Raw genomic sequence first — 24,569 nt, forward strand, 5'->3', positions numbered from 1 at the left:
CCAGCCCGGTCCGGGGGGCCGGAGCGTCGACGCATGAGAGGCGGCGGCTCAGGCGCCGACGGTGCCGTCGATTCCCTCGCGGAGGAGGTCCGCGTGACCGTTGTGGCGGCCGTACTCGAGCAGGACGTGGACCATGACCATCCGCAGGGACACGTCCTCGCCCCATCGCGGCTGGTGTCCCGCGAGGTCGAGGGACACGGCCTCCCGCTCGATCCTCCGGGAGGTCTCGACCTCGGCCTCCCAGGCGGAGAACGCCTCGGCTCGGGTCGACCGGCTCGCGTCGTACGCGGCCTGGAAGTCGATCTTGTCCGACCAGACCATCGGCGCTTCGCCGTCCTCGAAGACCCGGCGGAACCAGGCGCGTTCCACCTCGGCCATGTGCCGGACGAGGCCGAGCAGAGACAGCGTGGAGGGCGCCATCGGGCGCTCCCTCAACTGCGCGTCGTCGAGTCCCTCGCACTTCATGGCGAGCGTCGCGCGCTGGTGGTCGAGAAAGGCGCGGAGGGTCTCACGTTCGCCGCCGAGCAGGGGCGGTGCGATGCGCGGGTCGGTGGTCACGGGTGCTGCTCCTCTGCGAGATCCGTCGCGTTCCCCGAACGTACCCGGATCCTCCGGCGGTTCACTCGCCGGGTGGGCGCTTCCGCTCCGCTGTCAGCGAGGCGACGAGCAGCCCGGCCAGGCCGGCCCAGACCAGCACGGCGGTGCCACCGACCGTGGCCCCTCCCACGGCACCGAGCGCGAGCGCGGCGCCCGCCCCTGCGCCCAGGGCCCGCCGGTCGGTGGCGAAGGCCCAGGCACGGCGGCCGGCGCCGGGTGTACGCATCTCGAGCACCGCGGCGCGGCACACCAGCGCGGCCGCGGCGACCACCGCGGTCATCACGGACGCGTCCATGGCCACCTGCCTCTCCCCGCCCATCGTCGCGCAGACCGACGGGCCCGCACAGGGGTGTGACGCGGTGTGACCGGACCGACGCTTCATGCGACCACCCGAGATGCGGGGCCGCAGGGCCGGGGAGCATCCTGTCTGTGTGACGTCGCACCGCGAGGCCGGCCCCTCCCCGTCGGCGCGGACCGGGGACGTTCCTGGGAACGTGGAGGCCGACGGGCGGCTGCTGGACGCCCTGCCTCTGGTTCTGGCCGAGGGCACGCTGCGTTCGATCGAGGCCGTCGGAGGCTACGCGGGCACCGTCTATCTGCGCTCCGGGACACCGGACCTGCTCAGGATGGCGGTGCTCGCGGGGCTCCCCGGGCAGCTGTTCCGGCCCTGGTGGCGCATGCACGCGAACCGTCCGTTCCCGGTGGCCGAGGTGCACCGCTCGGGCCAGCCGGTGCACCTCTCCGACGTCGACGAGGCCATGCGCCAGTTCCCCCAGCTGGTGGCGAGCCTCCCCTTCCCCTTCGCCTCCCTGTACGCGCCGATCGTCAGCGGCCGGGAACGCTTCGGGGTGCTCGTGGTGCTGCGCACGCCGAGCCCGGGCGTGCCGGTCAACTCCCGGGACCGGATGCGGATGGCGCGCGAGGCGCGCCGGCTCGGCGACACCCTCATGAACCTCGCCGAGAGCGGCACCGTCGTCGAGTGGCCCGGTGAGCCGGTGTGTGTCCAGCTTCCCTCCGGCGGTACGAAGCCGGTCCGCATCGGCTACTTCGACTGGGACCTGACCACCGGAACCGTCACCGCCGACGCCGGGCTGCGGGCGATCATCGGGGAGAGCACCGACGACCCGTTCCCGGGGACCATGGAGGCGCTGACCGCACGCCTCGCTCCGGAGGACAGCGCAGCGCTGTGGACCATGGCCCGCCGTGCGGCCGAGTCGGGTGCCCAGATGGCGCGCCGGATCCGGCTCAAGGGTCCCGACGGCGGACTCCACCTCCTGGAGGTCTCCGCCCGCGCCGCGGGCGACCGCCCGGGTCGGCTGAAGGGGTCCCTGGTCGACCTCGGCACCGGCCTGGTCGGCTCCGACGCCACCGACCGGCTGCCGCGGGCCATCCTCGCCATCGACCGCCTCGGCCGGATCACGTACGTGAACCATCTGACCGAGGCCCTCCTCGGCAGACCACGCGCCTCGCTCGCCGGGCTGACCATGTGGGAGGCCCTGCCGTGGTTCAACAATCCCGCGTACGAGGAGCACCTACGGGCCGCGCTGCTCTCCGACGAGCCCGTGCACTTCCTGGCCCACGTACCCGACGCGGAGTGGCTCTCGGTCTCGCTCTACCCCGGCCACGACGGCGTCACGATCGTGCTGCTCCCCGAGACCGACCCGGCCTACAAACCCAGTTCGGTCGCCCAGCCGGACTCGGGACTCGGCTCGCCGGCCGACCGGGCGTCGGCGCTGTACCGGCCGGTGGCGCTCGCGATCGCGCTCACCGAGGCGGTCACGGCCCGCCAGGTCTCGGCGGTGGTCACCGACGAGTTGCTGCCGGCGTTCGGCGGACGGCAGCTCGCGATCTATCTGCTGAGCGACCGGCATCTGTACCTTGCGTGGGAGACCGGCTTCCCGCCGGGATTCCTGGAGCCCTTCGACGGTGTGGGGCTCGACGCCCACCTGCCCGGCGTCGAGGTGCTCGCGACCGGCCGGCCGCTGTTCTTCGAGTCGATCGAGCAGATGAGCCGCGCCTATCCGGAACTCCCGCTGGACGCGCTCTCGGGGGCCCGTGCCTTCCTGCCGCTGATCGCCTCGGGCCGGCCGGTCGGCTCGTGCATCCTCGGCTTCGACCGGCCGCGCGGCTTCAGTCCGGAGGAGCGTACGGTCCTGACGGCGCTGGCCGGGCTCATCGCCCAGGCCCTGGAGCGGGCCCGGCGGTACGACAGCGAGGCCGCCCTCGCCCGCGGGCTGCAGGACGCGCTGCTCCCGGCGCGGCTGCCGGTCCGTGACCACGTCGACACCGTGGCGCGGTACCTGCCCGGCACCACGGGCATGGACGTGGGCGGCGACTGGTACGACGTGGTCGAGACCGGGCAGGGGCTGCTGGCCCTGGTGGTCGGCGACGTCCAGGGCCACGGCGTCGCCGCCGCGGCGACGATGGGGCAACTGAGGAGCGCGGTGCGGGCCTTCGCGCTCGCCGGCCAGTCCCCCGAGGACGTGCTGATGGGAACGAACCGGCTGCTGATCGACCTCGATCCCGGGCAGTTCGCCAGCTGCTGCTACATGGTGCTCGACCCGGCGAGGGGTACGGTCCAGGCGGTTCGGGCGGGGCATCCCCAGCCACTGCTGCGGCGCCCGGACGGAACGGCGGAGGTACTGGAGCTGGCCGGCGGTCTGGTCCTGGGGATCGACCCCGAGGCGACGTATCCGGTGACGGAACTGCACCTGGAGCCCGGAGCGGTCCTGGCGCTGTACACGGACGGCCTGGTGGAGCGTCCGGGCCGGGACATCGACGAGGGGGTCGAGTGGCTGCGCCGTACGTTCTCCGTCACCGGGTCGATCCCGCTCACGGAGACGGCGGACCGGCTGATCCGGGACGCCCGGCAGGCCACCGACCGCCCGGACGACATCGCGGTCCTGCTCGCCGCCCGCTGGACCCACTGAGAGGTCGCCGAGCCGCACGGGGCGTCCTCACCCGGTCGGCCCCGTGGCGCTGGTCGGCCGGGCCGGTGCCGGAGAGGCTGGGGGCATCAGACAGGCACCCCGAGGAGGACGTGTGCAGCAGGACAAGCAGCCGGATTACCGCCCCGTGGTCTTCCGTGACCGCTCCGCCGGGTTCGCCTTCCTCACCCGGTCCACGGCGACGAGCGAGCAGACCATCGAGTGGGACGACGGCAACAGCTATCCCGTGGTCGATGTCGAGATCTCGTCCGAGAGCCATCCGTTCTACACGGGCAAGGCGCGCACGGTGGACACCGAGGGCCGCATCGCGAAGTTCGAACGCCGGTACGGGGAGGGCGGCGAGGAGTCCTGACCCGGCACGGCCGGCTTCCTCCCTGCGGGCGGTGGCTCGCGGGAACGGACGACCGCCCCCGCGTGGTGCTCTGCGGGGGCGGTCGTACGGATGCGGTACGGCTCAGGCCTCGACGACGCCGGACGCGGCGACGACGATCTTGGCCTTGGTCGCGCCGGAGCCGGAGCCGAGGCCCTCGATCTTCTTGACCAGGTCCTGACCCTCGACGACCTCGCCGAAGACGACGTGCTTGCCGTCGAGCCACGGGGTGAGGACCGTGGTGATGAAGAACTGGGAGCCGTTGGTGTTGCGGCCCGCGTTCGCCATCGACAGCAGGTACGGACGGTCGTGCTTGAGGGTGAAGTTCTCGTCGGCGAACTTCTCGCCGTAGATGCTCTTGCCGCCGGTGCCGTTCTGGTTGGTGAAGTCGCCACCCTGGAGCATGAACTCGGGGATGACGCGGTGGAACGGGGAACCGGCGTAGCCGAAGCCGTGCTCGCCGGTGGCGAGCTCACGGAAGTTCTTCGTCGTCTTCGGGACGACGTCGTCGAACAGCTGGAAGACGATACGGCCCGAGGGCTCGCCGTTGATCTCGATGTCGAAGTAAACGTTGTTGCTCATGGGGACATCCTGTCATTCCCGCTCACGCTGCGCGCGCACGGGCTGCCCTTCGGGGGGTCACACCAGTCCGCCGGCGTCCGGAGTCCCGGGGAGGCCGTCGGCCACGAGCGGGGCGGCTCCGTCCAGCAGGGGGCCGACCGGATTGTCGTTCTGCAGGAGTCCGGTGGTGCCGGTCGCGCCGTGTTCGGCCGCGGAGGCGTGCGGCGGCGGGGTGACGAGGGCCGTGACGACACCGGCGGCGAGGGAGGCGATGGCGAGCATGCTGCGCTTCTTCATGCCCTGGTCAACTGTCGAGAGGCCGAGTGGTTACGGCCCGCGACCCAGGTGAACGAAGTGCGCACCTCATATCGTCTGAATTCCACCCAGAACTAGTGCAACCGTATGGTTGTGGTGGATGTCTTCCCTACTGACACCACTGTCCCCGTAGCACCAGAGATGGGGGACGTCATGCTTCATCGTCAGAGCCTCGCGGCCGTGGCCGCCGGCATCGTTCTGGCCGCAGGGATCGGTGCCACGATCCCCGCCGGAGCCTCCACGGAGCGGTCGGTGGCGAAGGCACCGCCCTCGACCGCGCTCGTGGTCGACGCCCGCTGGGGCGGGCACTCCACCTTCGACCGGCTCGTCGTCGACGTGCGGGGCGCGATGCCCCCGTTCACCGTGACGCCGGTGCCGGCACTCCACTACGACGGGTCGGGCCAGCGGGTTCCGCTCGCGGGGAAGTACTTCCTCGAGATCAGGCTGTCCCCCGCCGCCGCACACGACGAGTCAGGCCGGTCCGTCTACCAGGGCCCCCGGCTCCTGAAGATCTATCTCCCCACGCTCAAGGGCGTCGCCCTCACCGGCGACTTCGAGGGTGTGGTGACCATCGGGGCGGCCTTCGACACGAAGCCCGCCTACAAGGTCCGCACGCTCCACTCCCCCGAGCGCGTCGTGCTCGACATCGATCACCCGGTCGGCTGCCGGGCCTGAGCGAGGACACCCGGCGGGGCCGTACCGGTGACGCCCCCGCCGGGCCGTCCGCTCAGAGGTCGACGCCCGACTCCACGTACACGGTCGTGCCGGCCCGTCGCGCGCGGTCGATCTCGGCGAGCCGGGCGAAGCTCCCCGGCGTCATCTCCCGCTCCCACTCGGCGAGGCTGCGGAGGCGGAACTCGCAGTGCTCGTCCGGGTCGAGGACGACCCCGGCTAGCTGCTCGTCCGTCAGGACGCCCCCGTCGAAGATGAATCCGATGTGATTGGCGGGCCACTCCTCGCCCCGGTCGGAGACGAAGTGGGTGCCGATGAGCCTCGGCTCGCCCTCGAAGACGATCCCGGTCTCCTCCCGGCACTCGCGGACCGCGGTCTGCCACGGCGTCTCCCCCGGGTCCATGTTCCCGCCGGGCCACTGCCACAGCCCGGTGTCGTAGGTGGCCCGCAGCTGGAAGGGCCGGCCGCCGGTGTCGGTGAAGTACAGGCAGGCGTACGCCGTCGCCCTCGGCAGCGTCGCGATGTAGTCGGCGGGCGGCAGCCAGGTGTTCGGCATGGGTCAGCTCTCTTTCGACGGGGCCGGGTGGAACGCCTCCATCCAACCGTTCGTCCCGCCCCCGGCCGGGGCCTCGCGATCATGACCACCGGATCGTGTGATCGCGGAGCCGTGGGGACCGGCCCCGTACGCCCCGACGGGCTCGTCGTGACGTGGCGTCAGGCGAGGTCGTCAGGCAGTTCGGAGGGCAGCCGGTCGATGTGGCGCCGGACCAGGTGTTCGTGGACGAGACGCCCGACGAGGGCGGCGCCGTAGACCACGAAACCCACGCCGACGAGCCAGGACTGCAGCACGAGGACCGTGCCGAACGGTCCGTACGTGAAGGCGTTGGAGACGATCAACGGGGAGAAGACGAACTGGGAGAAGATCCGCAGCCCGAACAGGCCCAGAGCCGTGCAGACCGCGCCCGGGGCGAGGGCGCGCCAGCGGATGCGGCCGCAGAGGAGGAACCGCTGCGACCACCAGAAGAAGAAGAAGGTACCGGCTACGTCGCCGACGGCGACCAGGACGGTGGTGGCCGTGGAGGACTGCGCGGGCACGGGGGCGGTGACGAAGAGGAGGAGCGCGACGACGAGCACGGCGAGCCAGACGACGTGCCGCCACATCGTGTGCCAGCGGGCGGTGGGAATGTCCCAGATCCGTTCGTAGCCGGTCTGGACGGCCGACCCGAAGGTCACCCCGAACGCGGCGAGGGCGGCGAGGCCGAAGGCCGTGGTGCGCTGCAGGGCCTGCCCCGGCTTGCCGAAGAGCTCTTCGACCTCCTCCTGCGAGACCTCGGCGACGCCGAGCCCCTGGATCAGCCAGCGGGCGAAGCCCTGGCCGCTGGCGAGGTCGGCCGCGGCCACCACGATGAGCAGCGGGACGAGCGTGAGGAGGCTGAGCGCCGCGAAGCCCATGGCGCGGTGCATCAGCTCCACCTCGCGGCCGCGGTTCCAGGCGAGCCCGACGACCGAGGTGAGGACGGACCGGTGGAGCCGACGGAACCAGTGACCGTGCTCGGCGGGGGCACCGTCGTGGGGCGCGCCGGGAGTGGGGGGCATGCCACGGGGAGTACCCGCCCAGGCGGCAGGACCCCTCCGACATGCCGCCGAACGGGGGATCCGGACCCGTCGTGGACAGCGAGGTCCGACGGGACGAGGGACGGCCGCGCCGCTCGTGGGAGCGCCCGCCCGGTGTCGGTGGGTTCAGGTTCGGGCGGGCGTGAGGCCGGTGCGGGTGCAGCCGTCCGGTGCCGTGTCCGGGCGTCCCGAGGACGCCTGGAGCGCTGCGCTCACCAGGGTCGCCAGCAGATCGATGTCGGATCCCATGTCCAGACGGACCGTCACCCACCCCGAACCGGCGCGCAGTCGGACGGCGCTGGACCCGAGAAGGGCGGGGCGCAGTTTCGCGATCATGGCTCGGGTGAGGTGGACGTCGGCCTCGTGCTCGCCGTGGAAGTGCACGATGTCGTGCGTCGCGCTACGCAGCCCGAGCTCGGCGCCGCACTGGGCGCGGCCGGGGGCCAGCGAGGGCCAGCTCATCAGACGTTCACTGGCGTGCCGGGCGGTGTTCATACCCAGGAGCGTGCCGGGACGGAGGGGCTTGCACAAGCGTCCGGCGGAAAGAATCGCACCGAGTCTTGAGAACCGGCCGCCGCTGGTCACACACGGCATCTGCCGTCTCACAACCTGCTTCGCGGCGCCCGCCGTTCGTGCCGGTCGGGGCGGTGATTCCGGGTGGAGCGCGCGCCTGCGGGTCGGAAGTGGACGACGGGAAACCACCGGTGGAGACGCCTCGCGTTCAGGAGGGCGGAGTGACGCCGGCGTAGACGACCTCGAACTCCTCGACGCTCCTCGTGATCACGTGCGCCTGGGCGGTGGCCGCGCCCCTGATCGCCGCCACGCCGGCGCGTGAGGCCGCCAGGGCGTCACGGTCGCTCCAGACGACGCCCACCATCGCCCGGCCGGCGGTGCGGTCCACGAGCAGGGATCCGCCGGCGAAACCGGGGAGCGCCTCCAGCCCCGGCAGCGCCATGTCCCGGAAGACCCCGGTCAGGGCGTCCGTCGCGGCGGGTTCGAACTCCAGGCGTACGAGCCGGAACCACGCGCCGGGTCCGACGGACCGCGGCGGCCGGGCCACGGCCGCCTCCCAGTTGTCGACGGCCGCGGTCCGGGCGAACGGTGCGAGCTGCGCGGCGCGTGTTTCGCGCAGCACGTCGTCGCTGGCGTCCCGGGACCTCTCGTCGTCCCACCACGTCGCTGCCAGGAGCTTGCCGAGTTCCCTGTCGACGAACAGCCCCATGCCCCGGAACCCCGGCTGCTCCGATGCCAGCGCGCGGCCTTCCGAGGCGGTCGTGTCGACCGCGGCGCCGAGCTCGGCCGGATCTCCTGTCGCATACAGCGTGCGTACGTACACGGCGGTCCCTTCGTCTGCCCGGCGTCCTGCCCGCGGGGGCTCGCCGACGGTGGGCGGACCCGGGTGGACCCGCTCCCGTTCCATGCGATGGCCTCGACGGGCGGTCGGCAAGGGGGCCGGGGCGTCCGGGTGACCGCACCGGGCCGCGCCGGACCCGCCCGGCCTCACGCCTCCTAGGGCTGGGAGCGCTCCCGGATGCGGGCCGCGAGGACGGCGACGTCGTCCTCGGCGTGGTGCGCGTCGAGCCGCTGAAGCACCTCGTCGACGAGTTCCTCGGGGCTGGAGCCGGGCCGCAGGCGGAGCGAGGAGAGCCGGGCGAGCGAGACGTCGATGTCCTCGCCGCGCCGCTCGACCAGTCCGTCCGTGAAGAGCACGAGCGTGTCGGCCGGGGCGAGGGTGCGGGTCACGGGTTCGTAGCCGCCGACCCCGGTGCCCAGCGGCGGGCCTACGGGGAGGTCGACCAGGTCGGCGGAGCGGTCCGCCGCGAAGACGGCGGGCGGCAGGTGGCCGGCGCTCGCGAAGGTGGCCGAGCCCCGCGCCGGGTCCACCTGGACGAGCAGGCAGGTCGCGGGGCGCAGCCCGCCGTCGTCGGCGATGACGGAGTCGAGTTGGCGAAGGACGCGGTGCGGCGGCAGGTCGGTGGAGGCCACGTCGCGCAGGGCGGTGCGGTACGCGTTCATGTCGACGGCGGCGTCGAGCCCGTGCCCCATCACGTCCCCGACGACGAGGAGGCTCCGGCCGAAGTGGAGCCGTACGCTCTCGAACCAGTCGCCGCCCACCAGGGTCCTGGCGCCGACCGGGAGGTAGCGGCCCGCGACCTCCAGATTGGGGTGCGGCCGGCCCGGCTCGGCGACCAGCGCCTGCTGCAGGTGGAAGGCGGTCCGTTCGGTGGCGGCGAGCCGGCGGGCGTGGCCGAGCTGGACGGCGGCGAGCCGCGCCGCGTCGTGGACCGTGGCCGTCTCGTGCTCGCCCAGGTCGTCGGCCCGTGCGACGACGGCGCTGACGGATCCTACGACGCGCCCCTGCCACTCCAGGGACACGGACACGACCTGGACGGGGTCGCCGCCGGGGGCCGCGTCCGCACGGGTAGAGGACGCCCCCTTCTCCTGCCGCGGTTCCACCCGGTCGACGAGCTCGGGGTCGCCGGCCACGGCGACCCGTACCCATCCGGGCTCGTCCTCGGGCCGTACGTCCACGGCCGCCGCGTCGAATCCGTGCCGGCAGAGGAACGCGGCCAGGCCTTCACAGACACTCTGCTCGTCGGGGTGCGAGCCGATCTCCTCGATCGCGTCCGTCGCGGCTCGCAGCCGGGCCAGGACCGCCGCATGCTCCTCGACCAGGGAGCCCTGTTCCCCCGCTCGCTCCGACAAGACACCTCCACCGCCGCGACGGCCCAGAGCGCACAGCGCACACATCCCATTGGACCAGCGGCGCGACCTGCCCGCGCGCCACACCGGCCGGACCAGGAGTCCATCACATTCCGTGACCCCATAGCCAGATCATCTTTCCGCCCGACGCCGCGCAGCGCGGGTGATCGTGCCCGATCTTCACCGCTTCCCCCCGGCTCATCGGGGACGCCGGCGCCCCCTCGTCTCGTCGGTGACCTTGACCGCACGCGCGGTCAGGACGGTTGTGCAACGGGGCCGGAACTGATCGAGTACGCCTATGGCTACCGGCCAGTACGGAATCGCGCTGCTCCTGGGGGAACCATGACGACGACCGGCTGCTTCAGCTCCGTGGACGACGTCGCCGAGCGGCTCGCCGCGACCGGGTACCTGGCCTCGCCCGCCGTCGCGACCGCCGTCTTCCTCGCCGACCGGCTCGGCAAGCCCCTTCTCGTGGAGGGTCCCGCGGGAGTCGGCAAGACCGAGCTGGCCAAGGCCGTGGCCGAGGTCGCCGACGCCCGGCTCGTACGGCTCCAGTGCTACGAGGGCGTCGACGAGTCACGCGCCCTGTACGAGTGGAACCACGCCAAGCAGCTGTTGCGTATCACCGCGGGCCGCGACGAGACCTGGGACGAGACGCGCACGGACATCTTCAGCGAGGAGTTCCTGCTCCCCCGCCCGCTCCTCACCGCCATCCGGTCCGCGGAGCCGACCGTGCTGCTCATCGACGAGACGGACAAGGCCGACATCGAGGTGGAGGGACTCCTCCTCGAAGTTCTCAGCGACTTCCAGATCACCGTGCCCGAACTGGGCACCATCACGGCGACCCGGCGCCCCTTCGTCGTCCTCACCTCCAACGCCGGGCGCGAGCTGTCGGAGGCGCTGCGCCGCCGCTGTCTCTTCCTCCACATCGGCTTCCCCGAGGAGGAACTCGAACGCCGGATCGTGACGTCGAAGGTGCCCGGGCTCGACGCGGCCCTGGTGGCGTCGCTGGTCCGCGTGGTCGGGGCGCTCCGCGCGATGGACCTGCGCAAGGCGCCTTCGGTCGCCGAGACCATCGACTGGGCCCGGACGCTCCTCGCCCTCGGCGCCGACGTCCTCGACGAGACGGTGGTCCGCGACAGTCTCGGCGTGATCCTCAAGCACCAGGACGACATCCAGAAGGCGGCCGCCAAGCTCGATCTGGACACGCTGTGACCACGGCTCCGGCCGGCGTGACGCCCCGGCTCACCGGTCTGGTGCACGCCCTGCGCGCCCACGGCCTGTCGATCGGCACGGGCGAGAGCGTGGACGCGGGGAACGCCCTGGAGGCGGTTGGCTTCACCGACCGGGAGCGGATGCGGGAGGCACTCGCCGCGACACTGCTCCACAAGGAGGTACAGCGCCCGCTCTTCGACCGCGTCTTCGACCTCTACTTCCCCCTCACCACCACGGATCCCGCCGAGGCTGCTTCCGTCTCCTCGGCCGGCGCGTCCGACACGGCGGCGCTGCGGGACCGGCTGGCCGCCGCCCTGGCCGCCGACGACCGTTCGGCGCTGACGCGGCTCGCGGGCGAGGCGGTGGGCGGTCTCGGCGGGTACGGCTCCGCTCCGGACTCGGACGGCTGGTCCTCGTACCAGACGCTCGCCCGGCTGCGGCCCGAGACCCTGCTCGCCCGTGTGCGGGCGATGCTCCGCGACGCGGCCGTGGACGGACCCGAGTTCACCGACCGGCTCACGGACGACGAGATCCGGCGGCGCATCGAGGCGTTCCGGGAACGGGTGCGGACCGAGGCGCGGCGCCGGGTCGCCGAGCGGCGGGGCCGGGACCGGATCGCGCGGCGCGCGGTCGGGGGCACTCCGGACAGCGTCGACCTCCTGCTCGCGGGGCGGGCCCAGCTCGACGAGTTGCGGACGACGGTACGGCCGCTGGCGCGGAAGCTCGCGACCCGCCTCGCGGCACGTCGGCGGCGCGCCGCGCGCGGACGCGTCGATCTGCGGCGCACGCTCCGAGGTTCGCTGTCGACCGGCGGCGTACCGATGCGGCCGGTACTGCGGCGCAGACGGCCCGCGCGCCCCGAACTCGTCCTGCTCTGCGACGTGTCGGGGTCCGTCGCGGGGTTCGCGAGCTTCACCATGCTGCTGGTGCAGGCGTTGCACGACCAGTTCAGCAGGGTGCGGGTGTTCGCCTTCGTCAACCGGGTCGACGAGGTGACCGACCTCGTCGCGCGGGGCTCGGCGGACCCGGCGGGCCTCGGCGCCCGCATCCTCGACGAGGCGGTGCTGACCGGCTGGCACGGCCAGAGCGACTACGGGACCGCGCTGGGCGAGTTCGACGAGCGGTACGCCGAAGCGGTCGGTCCGCGCACGGTGGTCTTCGTCCTCGGCGACGCCCGTACGAACATGAGCGACCCGAACCTCGCGGCGCTGAAACGGATCGCCGACCGGGCGCGCCGGGTGCACTGGCTCAACCCCGAGCAGCCCTCGCTGTGGTCGACGGGCGACTCGGCCGCACTCGCCTACGCCGAACTGGTCGACATGCGTCCGTGCCGCAACGCGCGCCAGCTGAGTGACCTCGTCGGCAGGCTGCTGCCGGTGTGAGCAGCCCGCGTGGCACCATCACGCGTGTGACCACACCTGAGAAGCCCCCCACCGACCTCCCGCGCGGCATCGGGGCGCCCGCCACCCGGGCGCTGACCGCCGCCGGCTACACCACGCTCGACGCGCTCGCCGGTGTGCCCGCGACCGAACTCGCGGCGCTCCACGGCGTCGGCCCGAAGGCGCTGCGCGTGCTGCAGGAGAGCCTGGAGGAGCGCGGCCTCTCTCTCGGCTGACCTCGGGGGTCAGGAGCCGCCGCTCCTCCGCTCTCCTTCGTCGTCGACGATCTCGGCGTCGACGACGTCGTCGTCGGCCTTGGCCTCGCCCTGCGGGGCGTCGCCGCCCGCGGCCTGAGCGGCCTGCGCGTCGGCGTACATCGCCTGGCCGAGCTTCTGCGAGACGGCCGCGACCTTCTCGGTGGCCGTACGGATCTCCGCGGTGTCCTCGCCCTTGAGCTTCTCCTTCAGCTCGGCCACGGCGGTCTCGACCTCGGTCCTCACCTCACCGGGGACCTTGTCCGCGTTGTCCGCGAGGAACTTCTCCGTCTGGTAGACGAGCTGCTCGCCCTGGTTGCGGGACTCGGCGGCCTCACGACGCGCGTGGTCCTCGTCCGCGTACTTCTCGGCCTCTTCACGCATCCGGTTGACCTCGTCCTTCGGCAGCGAGGAGCCACCGGTGACGGTCATCTTCTGCTCCTTGCCCGTGCCCAGGTCCTTCGCGGTCACGTGCATGATGCCGTTGGCGTCGATGTCGAACGCGACCTCGATCTGCGGGACACCACGCGGCGCCGGCGGCAGACCCGTCAGCTCGAACATGCCGAGCTTCTTGTTGTACGCCGCGATCTCACGCTCGCCCTGGTACACCTGGATCTGCACCGACGGCTGGTTGTCCTCCGCCGTCGTGAAGATCTCCGACCGCTTCGTCGGGATCGTGGTGTTTCGCTCGATCAGCTTGGTCATGATGCCGCCCTTGGTCTCGATACCAAGCGACAGCGGCGTCACGTCCAGAAGCAGGACGTCCTTGACCTCACCCTTCAGCACACCGGCCTGCAGAGCCGCACCGATGGCCACGACCTCGTCCGGGTTCACACCCCGGTGCGGGTCCTTTCCCGTCAACTCCCGCACCAGCTCGGACACCGCGGGCATGCGCGTCGAGCCACCCACGAGGATCACGTGGTCGACGGCGGGCACGTCGATCCCCGCATCCCGTACCGCCTGGTGGAACGGCGCCTTGCAGCGCTCCAGAAGATCGGCGGTCAGCCGCTCGAACTGAGCACGCGTCAGTCGCTGCTCCAGGTGCAGCGGACCTTCGGCGGACGCCGTCACGTACGGCAGGTTGATCGCCGTCTCCGTCGCCGCGGACAGTTCGATCTTCGCCTTCTCGGCTGCCTCGCGCAGACGCTGGACCGCCATCTTGTCCTTGGTCAGGTCCACCCCGTACCCGTTCTCGAACTCCTTGGCCAGGTGGTCCACGATCCGCTGGTCCCAGTCGTCACCGCCGAGGTGGGTGTCGCCGTTGGTGGCCTTCACCTCCACGAGCCCTTCGCCGATCTCCAGGAGGGAGACGTCGAACGTGCCGCCACCGAGGTCGAAGACGAGGATCGTCTGGTCGTCCTCCTTGTCGAGGCCGTAGGCGAGCGCCGCGGACGTCGGCTCGTTGATGATCCGCAGCACGTTCAGGCCGGCGATCTCGCCCGCCTCCTTCGTGGCCGTGCGCTGGGCGTCGTTGAAGTACGCGGGCACGGTGACGACCGCGTCCGTGACGTCCTCGCCCAGATACGCCTCCGCGTCGCGCTTCAGCTTCTGCAGGACACGGGCCGAGATCTCCTGCGCCGTGTACCTGCGGCCGTCGATCTCGCCCCTCTCGGGGAAACGCCACCGCGCGTCGCCGACGTGTCGTTTCACCGAACGGGCGGTCCGCTCGACGTTGGTCACCGCCTGCCTCTTCGCGACGTCGCCGACCAGCACCTCGCCCGTCTTCGCGAAGGCGACCACGGACGGCGTCGTCCGGCCACCCTCGGTGTTCGTGACGACCGTCGGCTCGCCTCCTTCGAGGACGGAGACCACCGAGTTCGTCGTTCCGAGGTCGATACCGACTGCGCGTGACATGGCCCTCTCCTCAGCCTGTCGTCCCTGTCTGGCACCTACCCGCACACGGCCCGATCATGGAGGGAGATGTCCCGATTCGGTCGAGGTCCGAAACGGTCGGTGAGGTGCGATGGCGCGGGTCACGGTGGACGACGCCGGGTATGTCGTCGTCCGGCTCTCCTCGCGCGAGAAGCTGGCGGCGCGCCGCCGCGACGTACGAGTGCCGGTCGGCGCCCTGCGGGAGGTACGTATCGAGCCCGACTGGTGGCGCGCGCTGCGCGGAGGCCGCGGCCGCGGGCTGTGGATCCCCGACCGGATCTGCGTCGGGATCCGCGTCCTGCCGGACGGCCGGGACTTCGTGGTGGTGAAACCGGGCACTCCGGTGGTCTGCGTCGAGCTGCGCCGGGACGCCCCCTTCGGCCGGCTGGCCGTCTCCGATCCCGATCCGGAGCGGGCGGTACGGGAACTCGCCCCGCACGTCCCCACGGACCTGCTGGGATAAGGGCCGCCGCGAGGTGGCGGCTGAGAGGTGGCCAGGCGGTTCTGACGGATTCAGGCGGGACTGACGTTCTCGGCCTGGGGTCCCTTGGGGCCCTGCACGACGGTGAACTCGACCTTCTGCCCCTCGGTGAGTTCGCGATAGCCGGTGGTGGCGATGGCCGAGTAGTGGACGAAGACGTCCGGGCCTCCGCCGTCCTGCTCGATGAAGCCGAAGCCCTTCTCGGCGTTGAACCACTTCACTGTTCCGGTTGCCATGGTGATCTCCTCGGCACGGGCGAACACCTCCATCCTCCCTCGGCTCGGGCCGGAAGTCCCGGCGGGTAGCGTGGCGGCATGGAACTCATCGGAGACATCACCGCCGACCGGCCCCTGCTCGTCCTTGCCGTCAAGGAAGAGGCGCAGTTCCTCGACACGGATCTGCCGATCCTGCTCACCGGCATGGGCAAGGTGAACGCGGCGTCCTCGCTCGCCACCGTCCTGGGCCGGGGTCCGCGCCCGTCGGGCGTCGTCAACCTGGGGACCGCCGGTGCGCTGCGGCCGGGGTGGACGGGTACGCACGCGGTCGGCACGGTGATCCAGCACGATCTCGACGGGGAGCTGCTCGCGACCCTGACCGGTGAGACGTACGGGGCGCCGCTCAGCCTGCCGGACGGCGGCGACGTGACGCTGGCGACCGGCGACGCCTTCATCTCGGACGAGGCTGCCCGCGCCCGGCTCGCGGCCCGTGCTCCGCTGGTCGACATGGAGGGCTACGCCCTCGCGAGCGCGGCGGTCCTCGCCGGGGTGCCGATCCGGATCGTCAAGCATGTGAGCGACGAGGCGGGCGACGGAGCGGCCAGGACCTGGCGGGAGTCGGTCGCGGAGTGCGCCCGAGCGCTTGCGCGGTGGGCGGCGGAGAACACCCCGTACTAGAGGATCGCCGCTCCGGGCGCCGGCCGCGCGGACACGGACGTGACCGGGCCGAAGCGCCGGCGGTACGCGGACGGGGAGAGCCCCGTCTCGCGGTTCATCAGGGCCCGCAGATGGGCGGCGGTGCCCAGCCCGCTGGCGCGGGCGACGACGTCGAACCGGGACTCACCGCGCTCGATCAACCGACAGGCGAGTGTCACCCGCTCGCGCGTGAGCCAGGCGAGCGGGGTGGTGCCGAGCTGCGCGCGGAACCTGCGGTGCAGCGTCGCCGGGCTGACCGCCGCCCGGGCGGCCAGGTCGGTCACGGTGAGGGGGGAGCCGAGACGCTCCTGCGCCCAGGCCAGGAGCGGGGCGAGGGACTCGTCGGGGGTCTCGGGGACCGGCCGCTCGATGAACTGCCGCTGGCCGCCGTCCCGGTGGGCGGCGAAGACGAGCCGGCGGCTGACCGCGTTGGCGGCCTCGGCGCCGTGGTCGCGGCGGACGACGTGGAGCCCGAGGTCGAGGGCCGCGGCGCTGCCGGCGGAGGTGAGGATGTCGCCGTCGTCGACGAACAGGACGTCCGGTTCGAGGTGTACGGAGGGGAAGCGGGCGCGGAAGCGGTCGGCCCACTGCCAGTGGGCGGTGGCCCGCCGGCCGTCGAGGACCCCTGCCTCCGCGAGGGTGAACGCGCCGCTGCAGAAGCCGATCAGGCGGGCGCCGCGCGTGTGGGCGCGGCGGACGGCGTCGAGTACGGCGGGCCTGCGGGGTACCGCGACGTCGGGTCGGTTGGGAACGATGAGCGTGTCCGCCGTGTCGGCGGTCTCGAGGCCCGAGACACCGCTGAGCGTGAAGAAGCCGTCGCGCATGAGGGTCTCCGGCTCCGGCGAGCAGAGCCGGAAGTCGTACAGGTCGCGGCCGAGTTCGGGGCGGCGCAGGCCGAAGACCTCGGTCGCACAGCCCAGTTCGAAGGGGTTGGAGTCGGCGTCGACGATGACGACGACGCGGTGCGTCCCGCCGTGCGAGGATCCTTGCGGCATATGCTATTTCTAGCACTCACGCTGGGTGACCGCCACGGGCCAGGATGGCTTCATGAGCAGGAAAACCGCTGATGACAGCGCTCCGATCGCCCTCGCCACCGCCTTCGCGTCCTTCGAGGAGCTGTGGAGCCCGCGCATCGTGACGCGGGTGAACGACTACGACGTGCGCGTGGCGAAGGTCGCGGGCGAGCACGTGTGGCACGCCCACGACGACACGGACGAGTTCTTCCTGGTGGTCGAGGGAGAGCTGCACATCTCGTTGCGCGAGGACGGCGCGGAGCGGACGGTCGCCCTCCCCCGGGGCTCGGTCTTCACCGTCCCCAAGGGCGTGGAGCACCGCCCGTACGCCCCCGCCGGCGCGTCGATCCTGATGTTCGAGCCCACGGGGACCCTCTCGGTGGGTGACCGCCACGAGGAGATCCCCGACCACGTGGACGCGACGACGGGCCACGCCCTGGACACGTGAGAGCCGGCTATGACTGCCGTACCACGAGCACGGCGGCGACGTCGTCGTCGACACCGTGGTCCGCGTAGGCCGTCAGCTCGTCGTGGAGCAGGGCGGGAACGCGCGCGCCCGGTTCGTCCACCCAGTGACGCATCCGCTCCTCCAGGGGGTAGAAGGTGCCCTCCCGGTCGCGGGTCTCGCTCACCCCGTCGGTGTAGAGCAGCAACCGGTCCCCCGGCACGAAGGGGACCTCCTCCACGTGATGGCCGGAGTCGAGCAGGCCGGACAGGTTGACCGGCAGGGACGGGTCGGAGAACGGGACCGGCCGCACGTCGGCGCCGTGCTGGAGGAGCGGGGCCGGGTGCCCGCAGCTGAGGAGGCGCGCGACGTCCTCGTCGTCGGGGATCTCGACGAGGACGACGGTGGCGAAGCGTTCGGCCGCGTCGGAGTCGGGGTCCCAAGCCGAGTAACGGCCGAGGCCCTCCTCCAGGCGGTCGGCGAGGGCCGGAAGGTCGGGCGCCCCGTCGACCGCGGCACGGAAGGAGCCGAGCAGGACGGACGCGGTCTCCACGGCGCTCAGCCCCTTCCCCTGGACGTCTCCCAGCATGATCCGTACGCCCCCGGGCACGTGCACGGCCTCGTAGAAGTCGCCTCCGATCCGGGCCTTGGCCGCGGCGGCGACGTACAGCAGGTGGAGGTCGACGGGTCCGAGCCGCGGCGGCAGGGGGCGGAGCACGACCCGCTGGACGACCTCGGCGACGGCGGTCACCTCGCGCAGGTCCCGCTCGTAGCGGAGCCGGGCCCGGCTGACGTACGCGGCGGCCACGGTCACCACCGCCAACGCCACCATGTTGGCCGCGATGACGGGGAAGAAGGGGTCCTCGCTGGTCACCCCGAGCAGCGCGCCCAGGGCCATCGCGACCACGCCGATGAGGACGGTTCCCCGGACGCTCCACGTCACGGCGGCGAGCGCGGGGGCGGCGCCGAGGAGCCGGTCGTAGCGTTCCTCGTTCGCCGCCAGGAGGTCGGCGACCACCGTCACGGCCATGACCAGCACCGGCAGGACCCGGCCGATGACGATCTGCTTGCGCGGCCGCTTCCTGGGGCCGCCACGGTGAGTACCAGAGGGCATTTCGTGATCGTACGGAGCGGTGGTGGTGCGGCCCGGGTGCCCGCGCCGCGCTGGCGTGTCCGGTCCGGAGACGCCGGCGCGGCGAAGGCTCAGCCTGAGGTGGAGACCGAGGTGGACGGTGAGGCTGAGGTCGAGGTCGAGACTCGCCGCCCTGGCAGCCCGAACGCGGCGGCGGCGCCGAGCGCCGCGAGACCGGTCAGCACGAGCAGCGCCGTCCTCATCGCCGGTACGAAGCCCGCGTCGGGGTCCAGCGTCATCAGCAGGGTCGCGGCGGCGACGCCGAGCGCGGGGCCGACGTTCATGGCGGTCTGCTGGAGTCCGCCCGCGACTCCGGCGTCGGCCACCGGAGCCTCGTGCACGACGACGGCGGTGGCGGTGGCCATGACCGTGCCGAACCCGGCGCCCAGCAGCCCGAAGCAGACACCCGTCGTCGCCGCGGTGGCGGACTCGTCGAGCCGGGAGAGCAGGAGCACACCGGCGGCGAGCAGGGCTGCGCCCCCTACGGTCGTACGGCGAGGACCGAACCGCCGTTGCAGCAGGGCCGAGGCGGGCGCGCCGAGCACCATGAGGACGGCGAGGGGCAGCACCCACAGGCCGGTCGACAGGGGGTCCAGTCCGCGGACGTCCTGCAGGAAGTAGGTCGCGACGAACAGCGCCCCGAACAGCACGGCCGAGGTGGCGAGCAGCGTGGCGAGGCCCGCCACGACGGGCCGGGACCTCAGGAGGGCGGCGGGCAGGAGAGGCCGGGCCGTACGCCTCTCGTGCCGGGCGAAGGCCGCTCCCGCAGCGACGGCGCCGCCGAGGGCGAGGCCTGTCGGCGCCGTCCAGCCCGCTTCCGACACCGCGACGAGCACGTGGACCAGACAGGCGAGCGTCACGGCGAGCAGGACGGCACCGGGCAGGTCGAGCGCGGACCGGGAGTCCGCCGCCGTCTTCACCTGACCGCCGCCCCGCCCGCCCGGACGCGCCGGGCCGCCCTCGAGGGCGGGCGACGGGTCCGTCGGACGGGTGACGGCTGCCAGGGCTCCGATCGCCAGCGCGGGGATCGCCGTCACGGCGAAGACCGCGCGCCATCCGAAGGCCGCGACGAGGGCGCCGCCGACGAGCGGGCCCAGGGCCGCCGCGAGGCCGATCGCGCTCATGCGCAGAGCGATGGGCATGGCGAGCCGGTCGGGTGGGAAGGCCGCCCGGAGCATGCCCAGGGTGGCCGGCTGCAGCAGTGCGCCGAACACGCCCTGGAGGACCCGCAGGGCGATCACCCAGCCGATCCCCGGCGCGAGGGCGATCGCCGCGGAGGTGGCGGCGAAACCGAGCGTGCCGAGGGCGAAGAGCCGCCGGTGGCCGTACGCGTCTCCCAGCCGGCCCGCGAAGACGAGGAGGCTCGCGACCGCGACGAGGTATCCGGTGCTGGTCCACTGGACCTCGGCGAAGTCCGCGTGCAGGTCGCGCTGGAGCGTGGGCTGGGCGATGGTGAGCAGCGTGCCGTCGAGGGCGACGACTGCGGCGCCCACCACACTGCAGGCGAGGGTCACCCACCGTTGGCGTATCACCGGTCACGCCCCGCGGGGCGTAGGTGCGCGTCGAGGGCGGCCCGGAGCACCGGCTCGACGTCGTCGGTGCGCGCGGCCAGCTGGAGACTGCCCCAGGCCCAGAGCTGGGCGATGCCGTGGAGGTTCGCCCAGAGCGCGGCCGCTACGACGGCCGGTCCCGGGACGGCCGCGTCAGGGCGGGCGCGGGCGACGAGCCTTCCGAGGAGGTCGAAGAGCGGCAGGCTCGTCTCGCGCAGCCCGAGGCGGCCGCTCTCCAGCAGATCGTGCCGGAACATCAGCTCGTACATGCCGCGCCTGGTCAGCGCGAAGTCGAGGTGGACGCGGGCGAGGGCGGCGAGCTGGGCACGCGCTCCGTCGCGGGTCTCCGCCTCCGCCCCCACGGTGGCGGCGATCCGTCCCGCGAGCTCGGTGAAGCCCTCGCGGGCGATGGCCGACAACAGGTCGAGGTGGGTCGGGAAGTACCGACGGGGCGCTCCGTGGGAGACGCCGGCGCGCCGGGCGATCTCGCGGAGGGACAGCGCCTGTGCGCCTTCCGTGTGCACCAGCTCGACGCCGGCCTCGATCAGTCGGCCGCGTAGCCCGGCCTCGGTCTCGTCGTTCATGGACACTGTCTACCAGGAGGTCGTAGACACTGTCTACGAATCGCCCGAAGCAAGATCGAGAGCGCGCTCCGCTACACTGTTCGACAGCGAAGGGGAGTAGCCCTGCGAACCGGTCGTCGACACACTGGAGCCCTCGGGTTCCCGGTGGCCGGGTCCGTGCGACAGCGCGGACGGGCGAGACCTTCGGTCAGGCATTCGCCATGTCCGCATCCTGTGGGCGTGGTCCGTCATGCCGGGCCGAGTGGTTCTTCCCGTCGCCTCGCGTGGTGCCGTGCGGATCCCGGGCCCGGATCGAACAGAGAGCCCCCGGTATGCACCTCGACCCCTTGGCGATCCTCACCGCCTTCGGGCTGATCTTCCTCGCCGAGCTGCCCGACAAGACGATGTTCGCGTCCCTCGCCATGGGCACGCGCATGCGTCCGCTGTACGTCTGGTTCGGCACCTCGACCGCGTTCATCGCGCATGTCGCCATCGCCGTGGGCGCCGGCAGCCTCATCGGGCTGCTGCCCGACTGGACCGTGAAGCTGATCTCTGCCCTGCTGTTCGCCTTCGGCGCCTTCATGCTGCTGCGCGGCGGGGGCGACGACGAGGACGACGCGGCAGGCGGCAGGACGGTGACCGGCTTCTGGCCGGTCTACTCGACCGCGTTCATGGCCGTCTTCATCAGCGAGTGGGGCGATCTGACACAGATCACCACGGCCAACCTCGCCGCCACCAACGGCACCTGGTCCACGGCGATCGGCTCCGCTGCGGCCCTGATGAGCGTCTCGGCCCTCGCCCTGATCGCGGGCCGCTTCATCGCCAAGCGTGTGCCGCTGAAGACGGTCCAGCGGATCGGCGGTCTGTGCATGGCGGCGCTGGCGATCTGGTCGCTGACCGAGATCTTCGTCGGCTGACCCGGTACCCGTTCCGGCCGGCCGGCCTCGGCCGACCTGACAGCGCCCCGACCTGACACCCCGCCCCGCCCCGGTCGGCCGACTGCCGGCCGGGGCCGGCTACGCCGTCCAAGTGCGCGCGGTCGTCGCCGTCACCACTCGCGCGCGGCCACGAGCTCCTCCACGTCGGCGTCCGCGAAACCGTACGCCGTGGCCACGAACCAGAAGTTCTCGGCGATCTCCTCGCGCGCGACGGTCTCGATCTCGCTCCCCGCCTCGTCGAAGTCCGCCTCCAGCGCGTTGAACTCCTCGGTGGCCACCTCCGTGAGCGCGTACAGCCCGGTGAGGTCGCCCGGCTGCTCCGCCTCGATCCGCGCACAGAGCCTCAGCAGGATGTCCCGCCCCTTGTCGACGACGTGGTCCGGGTAGTACCCGTCCTCGTACAGCGCCTTGAGAAAGGCGTAACCCGCCACCTGCTCGTTCGTGATCGTCATGTGTGTCCCTTCCCCGCATGATCACCGGACGTTCCCCATCGTGCACCACGCCACTGACAACGCCACCCCGATCGGAGCCGGTCCGTCTCGTGGGCGCGGCAGGACCGGAGTGGCACCCTGAGGGGACGGTCCGACGACGAGGGGTGGCCCTTGAGCACCGATCCGATCCATCAGGAGCTGGACCAACGCGCCGAGAAGACGGCCGCTCAGGTCGTCGCCTGGCGGCACCATCTGCATCAGCACCCTGAGCTGTCCAACCGCGAGGCCGGTACCGCCCGGCTGATCGCCGGTCATCTCCGCTCCCTGGATCTGGACGAGGTCCGTACGGGCATCGCCGGGCACGGGGTCGTCGGCGTGCTGCACGGTGGCGGCGGCAGCGGCGGAGGATCGGCGGCCGGAGGCGGGCGGGCCGGACGCGTGGTGGCGCTGCGCGCCGACATCGACGCGCTGCCCGTCGAGGACCTGTGCGGTGAGGACTTCGCCTCGCGGACCGTCGACACCGACTACCCCGGAGGCCCCTTCCCCGTCTCGCACGCCTGCGGACACGACTGCCACACGGCGATGCTCATGGGCGCCGCCTCCGTTCTCGCCGGCGTACGCGACCGGCTGCCCGGGACCGTGCTGTTCGTCTTCCAGCCCGCCGAGGAAGGCCCGCCGGTCACCGAGCGCGGCGGGGCGCGGGCGATGCTCGACGCGGGCGCGTGCGACGACCCGGTGCCGACGATGACGTTCGGGATGCACGTCACGCCGTACCCCAAGGGGTACGTGGGGTACCGGGTCGGCAACCAGTACGGCGCCTCCACCCTGGTGAAGATCGTGGTCACCGGCAAGCAGGTCCACGGCTCCACACCCTGGCAGGGCGTCGACCCGATGCCCGCGGTGGGCGCGGTGCTCACCGGCATCGGTCAGCTCTACCGGCAGGTCTCGGCGTTCGACCCGGTCACGGTCTCCATCGGTCACATCGAGGACGTCGGCCGGTTCAACATCATCGGTCAGACCGTCACCCTGTGGGGCACGGTCCGCTGCGCGGTCGAGTCGGACATGGCAGAGGTGCAGCGGCGGCTCGCCACGCTCGCCGAGCACTCGGCCGCCGCGTACGGAGCCACGGCGGCGGTCGAGTACCTGCAGCCGGTCCCGCCCGTCCACAACAGCGCGGAGTGGGTCGCGGCGGGGCTTCCGACGATCCGCCGGGTGGTCGGCGAGGAGCGGACGGTCGAGACCGGGGCGACGCTCGGGTACGACGACGTGTCCGAGTTCGTGAACCGATTCGGCGGCCTGTACGTGATGCTCGGTGTCCAGGACGCCTCACTGGACGCGGACGGCCGCCCCGTCCCGCTGCCCGGCGGGCGTGGCCTGGTCACCAACCACAATCCGCACTTCTACGCCGACGACGACACCCTCGTCACCGGCGTCCGGCTGCACGCGCACATGGCGTACGACCATCTGACCGGCGCACTGACCCCCTAGGGCGTGTGGCGAAAGTCCCGAGTTGCGCCACGCGTGACAGGCGAGAGGCTGGAACTGGAACCAGGGAGAGACGATGAGTGACCTCGCAGCCCTCGCCGACGAGCATCTGGCCGCCGCGCGCACCGCGCCGCACGAACGGAGCGCCCAGGTCGTGATGCACGACGGCGTGCTCCGGCAGAGTGTGATCGCCCTGTTGGCGGGCGCTTCTCTCGACGAGCACACCGCGCCGCCCGCGGCGAGTCTGCAGGTGCTGCGGGGGCGGGTGAAGCTGACGGCGGCGGAGTGGTCGGAGGAGCTGGGCACGGGGGAGCTGAAGATCATCCCCAAGGAGCGGCACGGGCTCACCGCCCTGGAGGACGCGGTGGTCCTGCTGACCGCGGTCATGGACTGATCCCGGTCCCCATCTCCATCCCCGAACCCCGGCCCCGACGCTCAGAGGGTCTCGTCCAGGTCCTCGGCGTAGTGCTCGATGGCGGGGCGGTACCGGCGGACGCCGGGGTCCTCGCTCGTGGCCGCGACCAGGCGCAGCAGCAGACGCGTCGATTCGTGGTGCTCGCCGGTGTTGTACAGGGCCATCGCCAGGAAGGTGCGCAAGGCGCCGTCGTCAGGGAACTCCTCGACGCCTCCGCGCAGGGTGGCGACGGCCTCTTCGTACCGGCCGAGGACGCGGAAGGTGCTGCCCAGGCCGAGCAGCGCGCCCCTGCGGTCCTGCTCCGAGAGCCCCGCGCCGGTGGTCGCCTTCAGCGCCCGCTCGTAGTAGGGCACGGCCTCGGCCTCCAGGCCGAGCACGTCGTGCGCCCAGGCTGTCTGGTAGGCCACCTCGGCGTCGTCGGGGTGGCGCGCGGCGAGCGCCACCAGGCGGTCCCGCGCCTCCTCCTGACGGCCCTGCTCACGCAGTCCGACCGCGGCGGTCAGCAGGGCGTCCCGTTCGGGGCCGGAGCGGGAGTCGTGCGCGGGGCCTTCGTCGTTCAGGGAGTCGCTCATGGTGGCATCGTCGCAGGTCGACCACGAGGGCGTGCGGGCGGCTGCCAGATGACGGAACGCCATACTCCTGCCCGCCGGTTGTGGCGCCCGGCCCCATAGAAGGCCCCGGTCGCCCGCCCCTAATCTCCCGGCC

Annotated in this window: 29 protein-coding genes; 12 read left to right on the plus strand and 17 right to left on the minus strand. The window is 72.3% G+C overall.

The window, feature by feature from the left end; genetic code table 11:
* Window positions 1-48 precede the first annotated feature (48 nt).
* Entirely contained in the window at window positions 49-558 is a 510-nt protein-coding gene (locus tag ACZ3IJ_RS09820) for a DinB family protein (protein WP_467467163.1), read from the minus strand.
* 61 nt (window positions 559-619) lie between these two features.
* Window positions 620-892 carry a hypothetical protein gene (locus ACZ3IJ_RS09825; protein ID WP_467467164.1) on the minus strand — a complete coding sequence of 91 codons (273 nt, stop codon included), beginning with the start codon at window positions 890-892 and terminating at the stop codon, window positions 620-622.
* A 136-nt stretch (window positions 893-1,028) separates the two neighbouring features.
* Here ACZ3IJ_RS09825 and ACZ3IJ_RS09830 point away from each other — a divergent pair, with 136 nt between their 5' ends.
* Window positions 1,029-3,527, plus strand: a complete 2,499-nt coding sequence (locus ACZ3IJ_RS09830; protein ID WP_467467165.1) for a SpoIIE family protein phosphatase — start codon at window positions 1,029-1,031, stop codon at window positions 3,525-3,527.
* A gap of 112 nt (window positions 3,528-3,639) precedes the next feature.
* Window positions 3,640-3,897 carry a type B 50S ribosomal protein L31 gene (locus tag ACZ3IJ_RS09835; RefSeq protein WP_467467166.1) on the plus strand — a complete coding sequence of 86 codons (258 nt, stop codon included), beginning with the start codon at window positions 3,640-3,642 and terminating at the stop codon, window positions 3,895-3,897.
* 102 nt (window positions 3,898-3,999) lie between these two features.
* Here the strand turns inward: ACZ3IJ_RS09835 and ACZ3IJ_RS09840 are convergent, their stop codons facing one another.
* Window positions 4,000-4,497 (minus strand): peptidylprolyl isomerase, encoded by a 498-nt coding sequence (locus tag ACZ3IJ_RS09840; RefSeq protein ID WP_467467167.1) that lies wholly within the window; start codon window positions 4,495-4,497, stop codon window positions 4,000-4,002.
* A gap of 57 nt (window positions 4,498-4,554) precedes the next feature.
* A complete protein-coding gene (locus ACZ3IJ_RS09845) occupies window positions 4,555-4,773 on the minus strand; it encodes a hypothetical protein (RefSeq protein ID WP_467467168.1) in 219 nt (72 codons plus the stop codon).
* A gap of 171 nt (window positions 4,774-4,944) precedes the next feature.
* Between ACZ3IJ_RS09845 and ACZ3IJ_RS09850 the strand changes: the two genes are divergently transcribed.
* The gene (locus tag ACZ3IJ_RS09850) at window positions 4,945-5,466 is read left to right on the plus strand and encodes an AMIN-like domain-containing (lipo)protein (RefSeq protein ID WP_467467169.1); all 522 of its coding nucleotides are present in this window, start codon (window positions 4,945-4,947) and stop codon (window positions 5,464-5,466) included.
* A gap of 52 nt (window positions 5,467-5,518) precedes the next feature.
* Here the strand turns inward: ACZ3IJ_RS09850 and ACZ3IJ_RS09855 are convergent, their stop codons facing one another.
* From ACZ3IJ_RS09855 to ACZ3IJ_RS09875, 5 genes are all read right to left on the minus strand, one after another.
* The gene (locus ACZ3IJ_RS09855; RefSeq protein ID WP_467467170.1) at window positions 5,519-6,019 is read right to left on the minus strand and encodes an NUDIX domain-containing protein; all 501 of its coding nucleotides are present in this window, start codon (window positions 6,017-6,019) and stop codon (window positions 5,519-5,521) included.
* Between the two features lie 158 nt (window positions 6,020-6,177).
* Window positions 6,178-7,059: a YhjD/YihY/BrkB family envelope integrity protein gene (locus tag ACZ3IJ_RS09860; protein WP_467467171.1), complete on the minus strand. Its 882-nt coding sequence runs from the start codon at window positions 7,057-7,059 to the stop codon at window positions 6,178-6,180.
* Between the two features lie 144 nt (window positions 7,060-7,203).
* Entirely contained in the window at window positions 7,204-7,572 is a 369-nt protein-coding gene (locus ACZ3IJ_RS09865; RefSeq protein WP_391801943.1) for a luciferase domain-containing protein, read from the minus strand.
* Between the two features lie 226 nt (window positions 7,573-7,798).
* Window positions 7,799-8,413 carry a hypothetical protein gene (locus tag ACZ3IJ_RS09870; RefSeq protein ID WP_467467172.1) on the minus strand — a complete coding sequence of 205 codons (615 nt, stop codon included), beginning with the start codon at window positions 8,411-8,413 and terminating at the stop codon, window positions 7,799-7,801.
* Window positions 8,414-8,586: 173 nt separating this feature from the next.
* Complete coding sequence (locus ACZ3IJ_RS09875; RefSeq protein WP_467467173.1) at window positions 8,587-9,783, minus strand: PP2C family protein-serine/threonine phosphatase; 1,197 nt, start codon at window positions 9,781-9,783, stop codon at window positions 8,587-8,589.
* A 339-nt stretch (window positions 9,784-10,122) separates the two neighbouring features.
* Between ACZ3IJ_RS09875 and ACZ3IJ_RS09880 the strand changes: the two genes are divergently transcribed.
* From ACZ3IJ_RS09880 to ACZ3IJ_RS09890, 3 genes are read left to right on the plus strand one after another with little or no spacing between them, the layout of a single operon-like run.
* Complete coding sequence (locus ACZ3IJ_RS09880) at window positions 10,123-10,995, plus strand: AAA family ATPase (protein WP_467467174.1); 873 nt, start codon at window positions 10,123-10,125, stop codon at window positions 10,993-10,995.
* Entirely contained in the window at window positions 10,992-12,377 is a 1,386-nt protein-coding gene (locus ACZ3IJ_RS09885; RefSeq protein ID WP_467467175.1) for a vWA domain-containing protein, read from the plus strand. Before ACZ3IJ_RS09880 ends, ACZ3IJ_RS09885 begins: the two co-directional genes overlap by 4 nt.
* A 26-nt stretch (window positions 12,378-12,403) precedes the next feature.
* Window positions 12,404-12,610: a helix-hairpin-helix domain-containing protein gene (locus ACZ3IJ_RS09890; protein WP_467467176.1), complete on the plus strand. Its 207-nt coding sequence runs from the start codon at window positions 12,404-12,406 to the stop codon at window positions 12,608-12,610.
* Window positions 12,611-12,619: 9 nt separating this feature from the next.
* Here the strand turns inward: ACZ3IJ_RS09890 and dnaK are convergent, their stop codons facing one another.
* A complete protein-coding gene (gene dnaK / locus ACZ3IJ_RS09895; RefSeq protein ID WP_467467177.1) occupies window positions 12,620-14,482 on the minus strand; it encodes a molecular chaperone DnaK in 1,863 nt (620 codons plus the stop codon).
* A gap of 109 nt (window positions 14,483-14,591) precedes the next feature.
* Between dnaK and ACZ3IJ_RS09900 the strand changes: the two genes are divergently transcribed.
* Complete coding sequence (locus ACZ3IJ_RS09900) at window positions 14,592-14,963, plus strand: hypothetical protein (protein ID WP_467467178.1); 372 nt, start codon at window positions 14,592-14,594, stop codon at window positions 14,961-14,963.
* Window positions 14,964-15,013: 50 nt separating this feature from the next.
* Here ACZ3IJ_RS09900 and ACZ3IJ_RS09905 read toward each other — a convergent pair whose 3' ends face one another.
* Entirely contained in the window at window positions 15,014-15,217 is a 204-nt protein-coding gene (locus ACZ3IJ_RS09905) for a cold-shock protein (RefSeq protein WP_352192870.1), read from the minus strand.
* A 78-nt stretch (window positions 15,218-15,295) separates the two neighbouring features.
* Here ACZ3IJ_RS09905 and ACZ3IJ_RS09910 point away from each other — a divergent pair, with 78 nt between their 5' ends.
* Window positions 15,296-15,874: a nucleosidase gene (locus tag ACZ3IJ_RS09910; protein ID WP_467467179.1), complete on the plus strand. Its 579-nt coding sequence runs from the start codon at window positions 15,296-15,298 to the stop codon at window positions 15,872-15,874.
* Here ACZ3IJ_RS09910 and ACZ3IJ_RS09915 read toward each other — a convergent pair.
* The gene (locus ACZ3IJ_RS09915) at window positions 15,871-16,887 is read right to left on the minus strand and encodes a GlxA family transcriptional regulator (RefSeq protein WP_467467180.1); all 1,017 of its coding nucleotides are present in this window, start codon (window positions 16,885-16,887) and stop codon (window positions 15,871-15,873) included. The genes ACZ3IJ_RS09910 and ACZ3IJ_RS09915 overlap by 4 nt on opposite strands.
* Before the next feature lie 52 nt (window positions 16,888-16,939).
* Between ACZ3IJ_RS09915 and ACZ3IJ_RS09920 the strand changes: the two genes are divergently transcribed.
* Window positions 16,940-17,353, plus strand: coding sequence for a cupin domain-containing protein (locus ACZ3IJ_RS09920; protein WP_467467181.1), 414 nt, complete (start codon window positions 16,940-16,942; stop codon window positions 17,351-17,353).
* A gap of 7 nt (window positions 17,354-17,360) precedes the next feature.
* Here the strand turns inward: ACZ3IJ_RS09920 and ACZ3IJ_RS09925 are convergent, their stop codons facing one another.
* The 3 genes from ACZ3IJ_RS09925 to ACZ3IJ_RS09935 all read right to left on the minus strand — a co-directional run bounded on the left by ACZ3IJ_RS09925 (window position 17,361) and on the right by ACZ3IJ_RS09935 (window position 20,616).
* Window positions 17,361-18,464 carry a PP2C family protein-serine/threonine phosphatase gene (locus ACZ3IJ_RS09925; protein WP_467467182.1) on the minus strand — a complete coding sequence of 368 codons (1,104 nt, stop codon included), beginning with the start codon at window positions 18,462-18,464 and terminating at the stop codon, window positions 17,361-17,363.
* Between the two features lie 89 nt (window positions 18,465-18,553).
* Window positions 18,554-19,996, minus strand: coding sequence for an MFS transporter (locus ACZ3IJ_RS09930; protein ID WP_467467183.1), 1,443 nt, complete (start codon window positions 19,994-19,996; stop codon window positions 18,554-18,556).
* A gap of 14 nt (window positions 19,997-20,010) precedes the next feature.
* A complete protein-coding gene (locus ACZ3IJ_RS09935) occupies window positions 20,011-20,616 on the minus strand; it encodes a TetR/AcrR family transcriptional regulator (protein ID WP_467467184.1) in 606 nt (201 codons plus the stop codon).
* 311 nt (window positions 20,617-20,927) lie between these two features.
* Here ACZ3IJ_RS09935 and ACZ3IJ_RS09940 point away from each other — a divergent pair, with 311 nt between their 5' ends.
* Window positions 20,928-21,512 carry a TMEM165/GDT1 family protein gene (locus ACZ3IJ_RS09940; protein ID WP_467467185.1) on the plus strand — a complete coding sequence of 195 codons (585 nt, stop codon included), beginning with the start codon at window positions 20,928-20,930 and terminating at the stop codon, window positions 21,510-21,512.
* A 131-nt stretch (window positions 21,513-21,643) separates the two neighbouring features.
* Here the strand turns inward: ACZ3IJ_RS09940 and ACZ3IJ_RS09945 are convergent, their stop codons facing one another.
* The gene (locus tag ACZ3IJ_RS09945) at window positions 21,644-21,985 is read right to left on the minus strand and encodes a DUF5713 family protein (protein WP_467467186.1); all 342 of its coding nucleotides are present in this window, start codon (window positions 21,983-21,985) and stop codon (window positions 21,644-21,646) included.
* A 150-nt stretch (window positions 21,986-22,135) separates the two neighbouring features.
* Here ACZ3IJ_RS09945 and ACZ3IJ_RS09950 point away from each other — a divergent pair, with 150 nt between their 5' ends.
* Together ACZ3IJ_RS09950 and ACZ3IJ_RS09955 are read left to right on the plus strand one after the other, a co-directional pair.
* Window positions 22,136-23,452, plus strand: coding sequence for an amidohydrolase (locus ACZ3IJ_RS09950; RefSeq protein ID WP_467467187.1), 1,317 nt, complete (start codon window positions 22,136-22,138; stop codon window positions 23,450-23,452).
* Window positions 23,453-23,525: 73 nt separating this feature from the next.
* Window positions 23,526-23,843 (plus strand): cupin domain-containing protein, encoded by a 318-nt coding sequence (locus ACZ3IJ_RS09955; RefSeq protein ID WP_391802151.1) that lies wholly within the window; start codon window positions 23,526-23,528, stop codon window positions 23,841-23,843.
* Window positions 23,844-23,884: 41 nt separating this feature from the next.
* Here ACZ3IJ_RS09955 and ACZ3IJ_RS09960 read toward each other — a convergent pair whose 3' ends face one another.
* On the minus strand, window positions 23,885-24,436 hold the full coding sequence (locus tag ACZ3IJ_RS09960; protein ID WP_467467188.1) for a tetratricopeptide repeat protein: 552 nt from the start codon (window positions 24,434-24,436) through the stop codon (window positions 23,885-23,887).
* Between the last annotated feature and the right edge of the window lie 133 nt (window positions 24,437-24,569).

It is taken from the genome of Streptomyces sp. NPDC013317, from assembly GCF_055563155.1.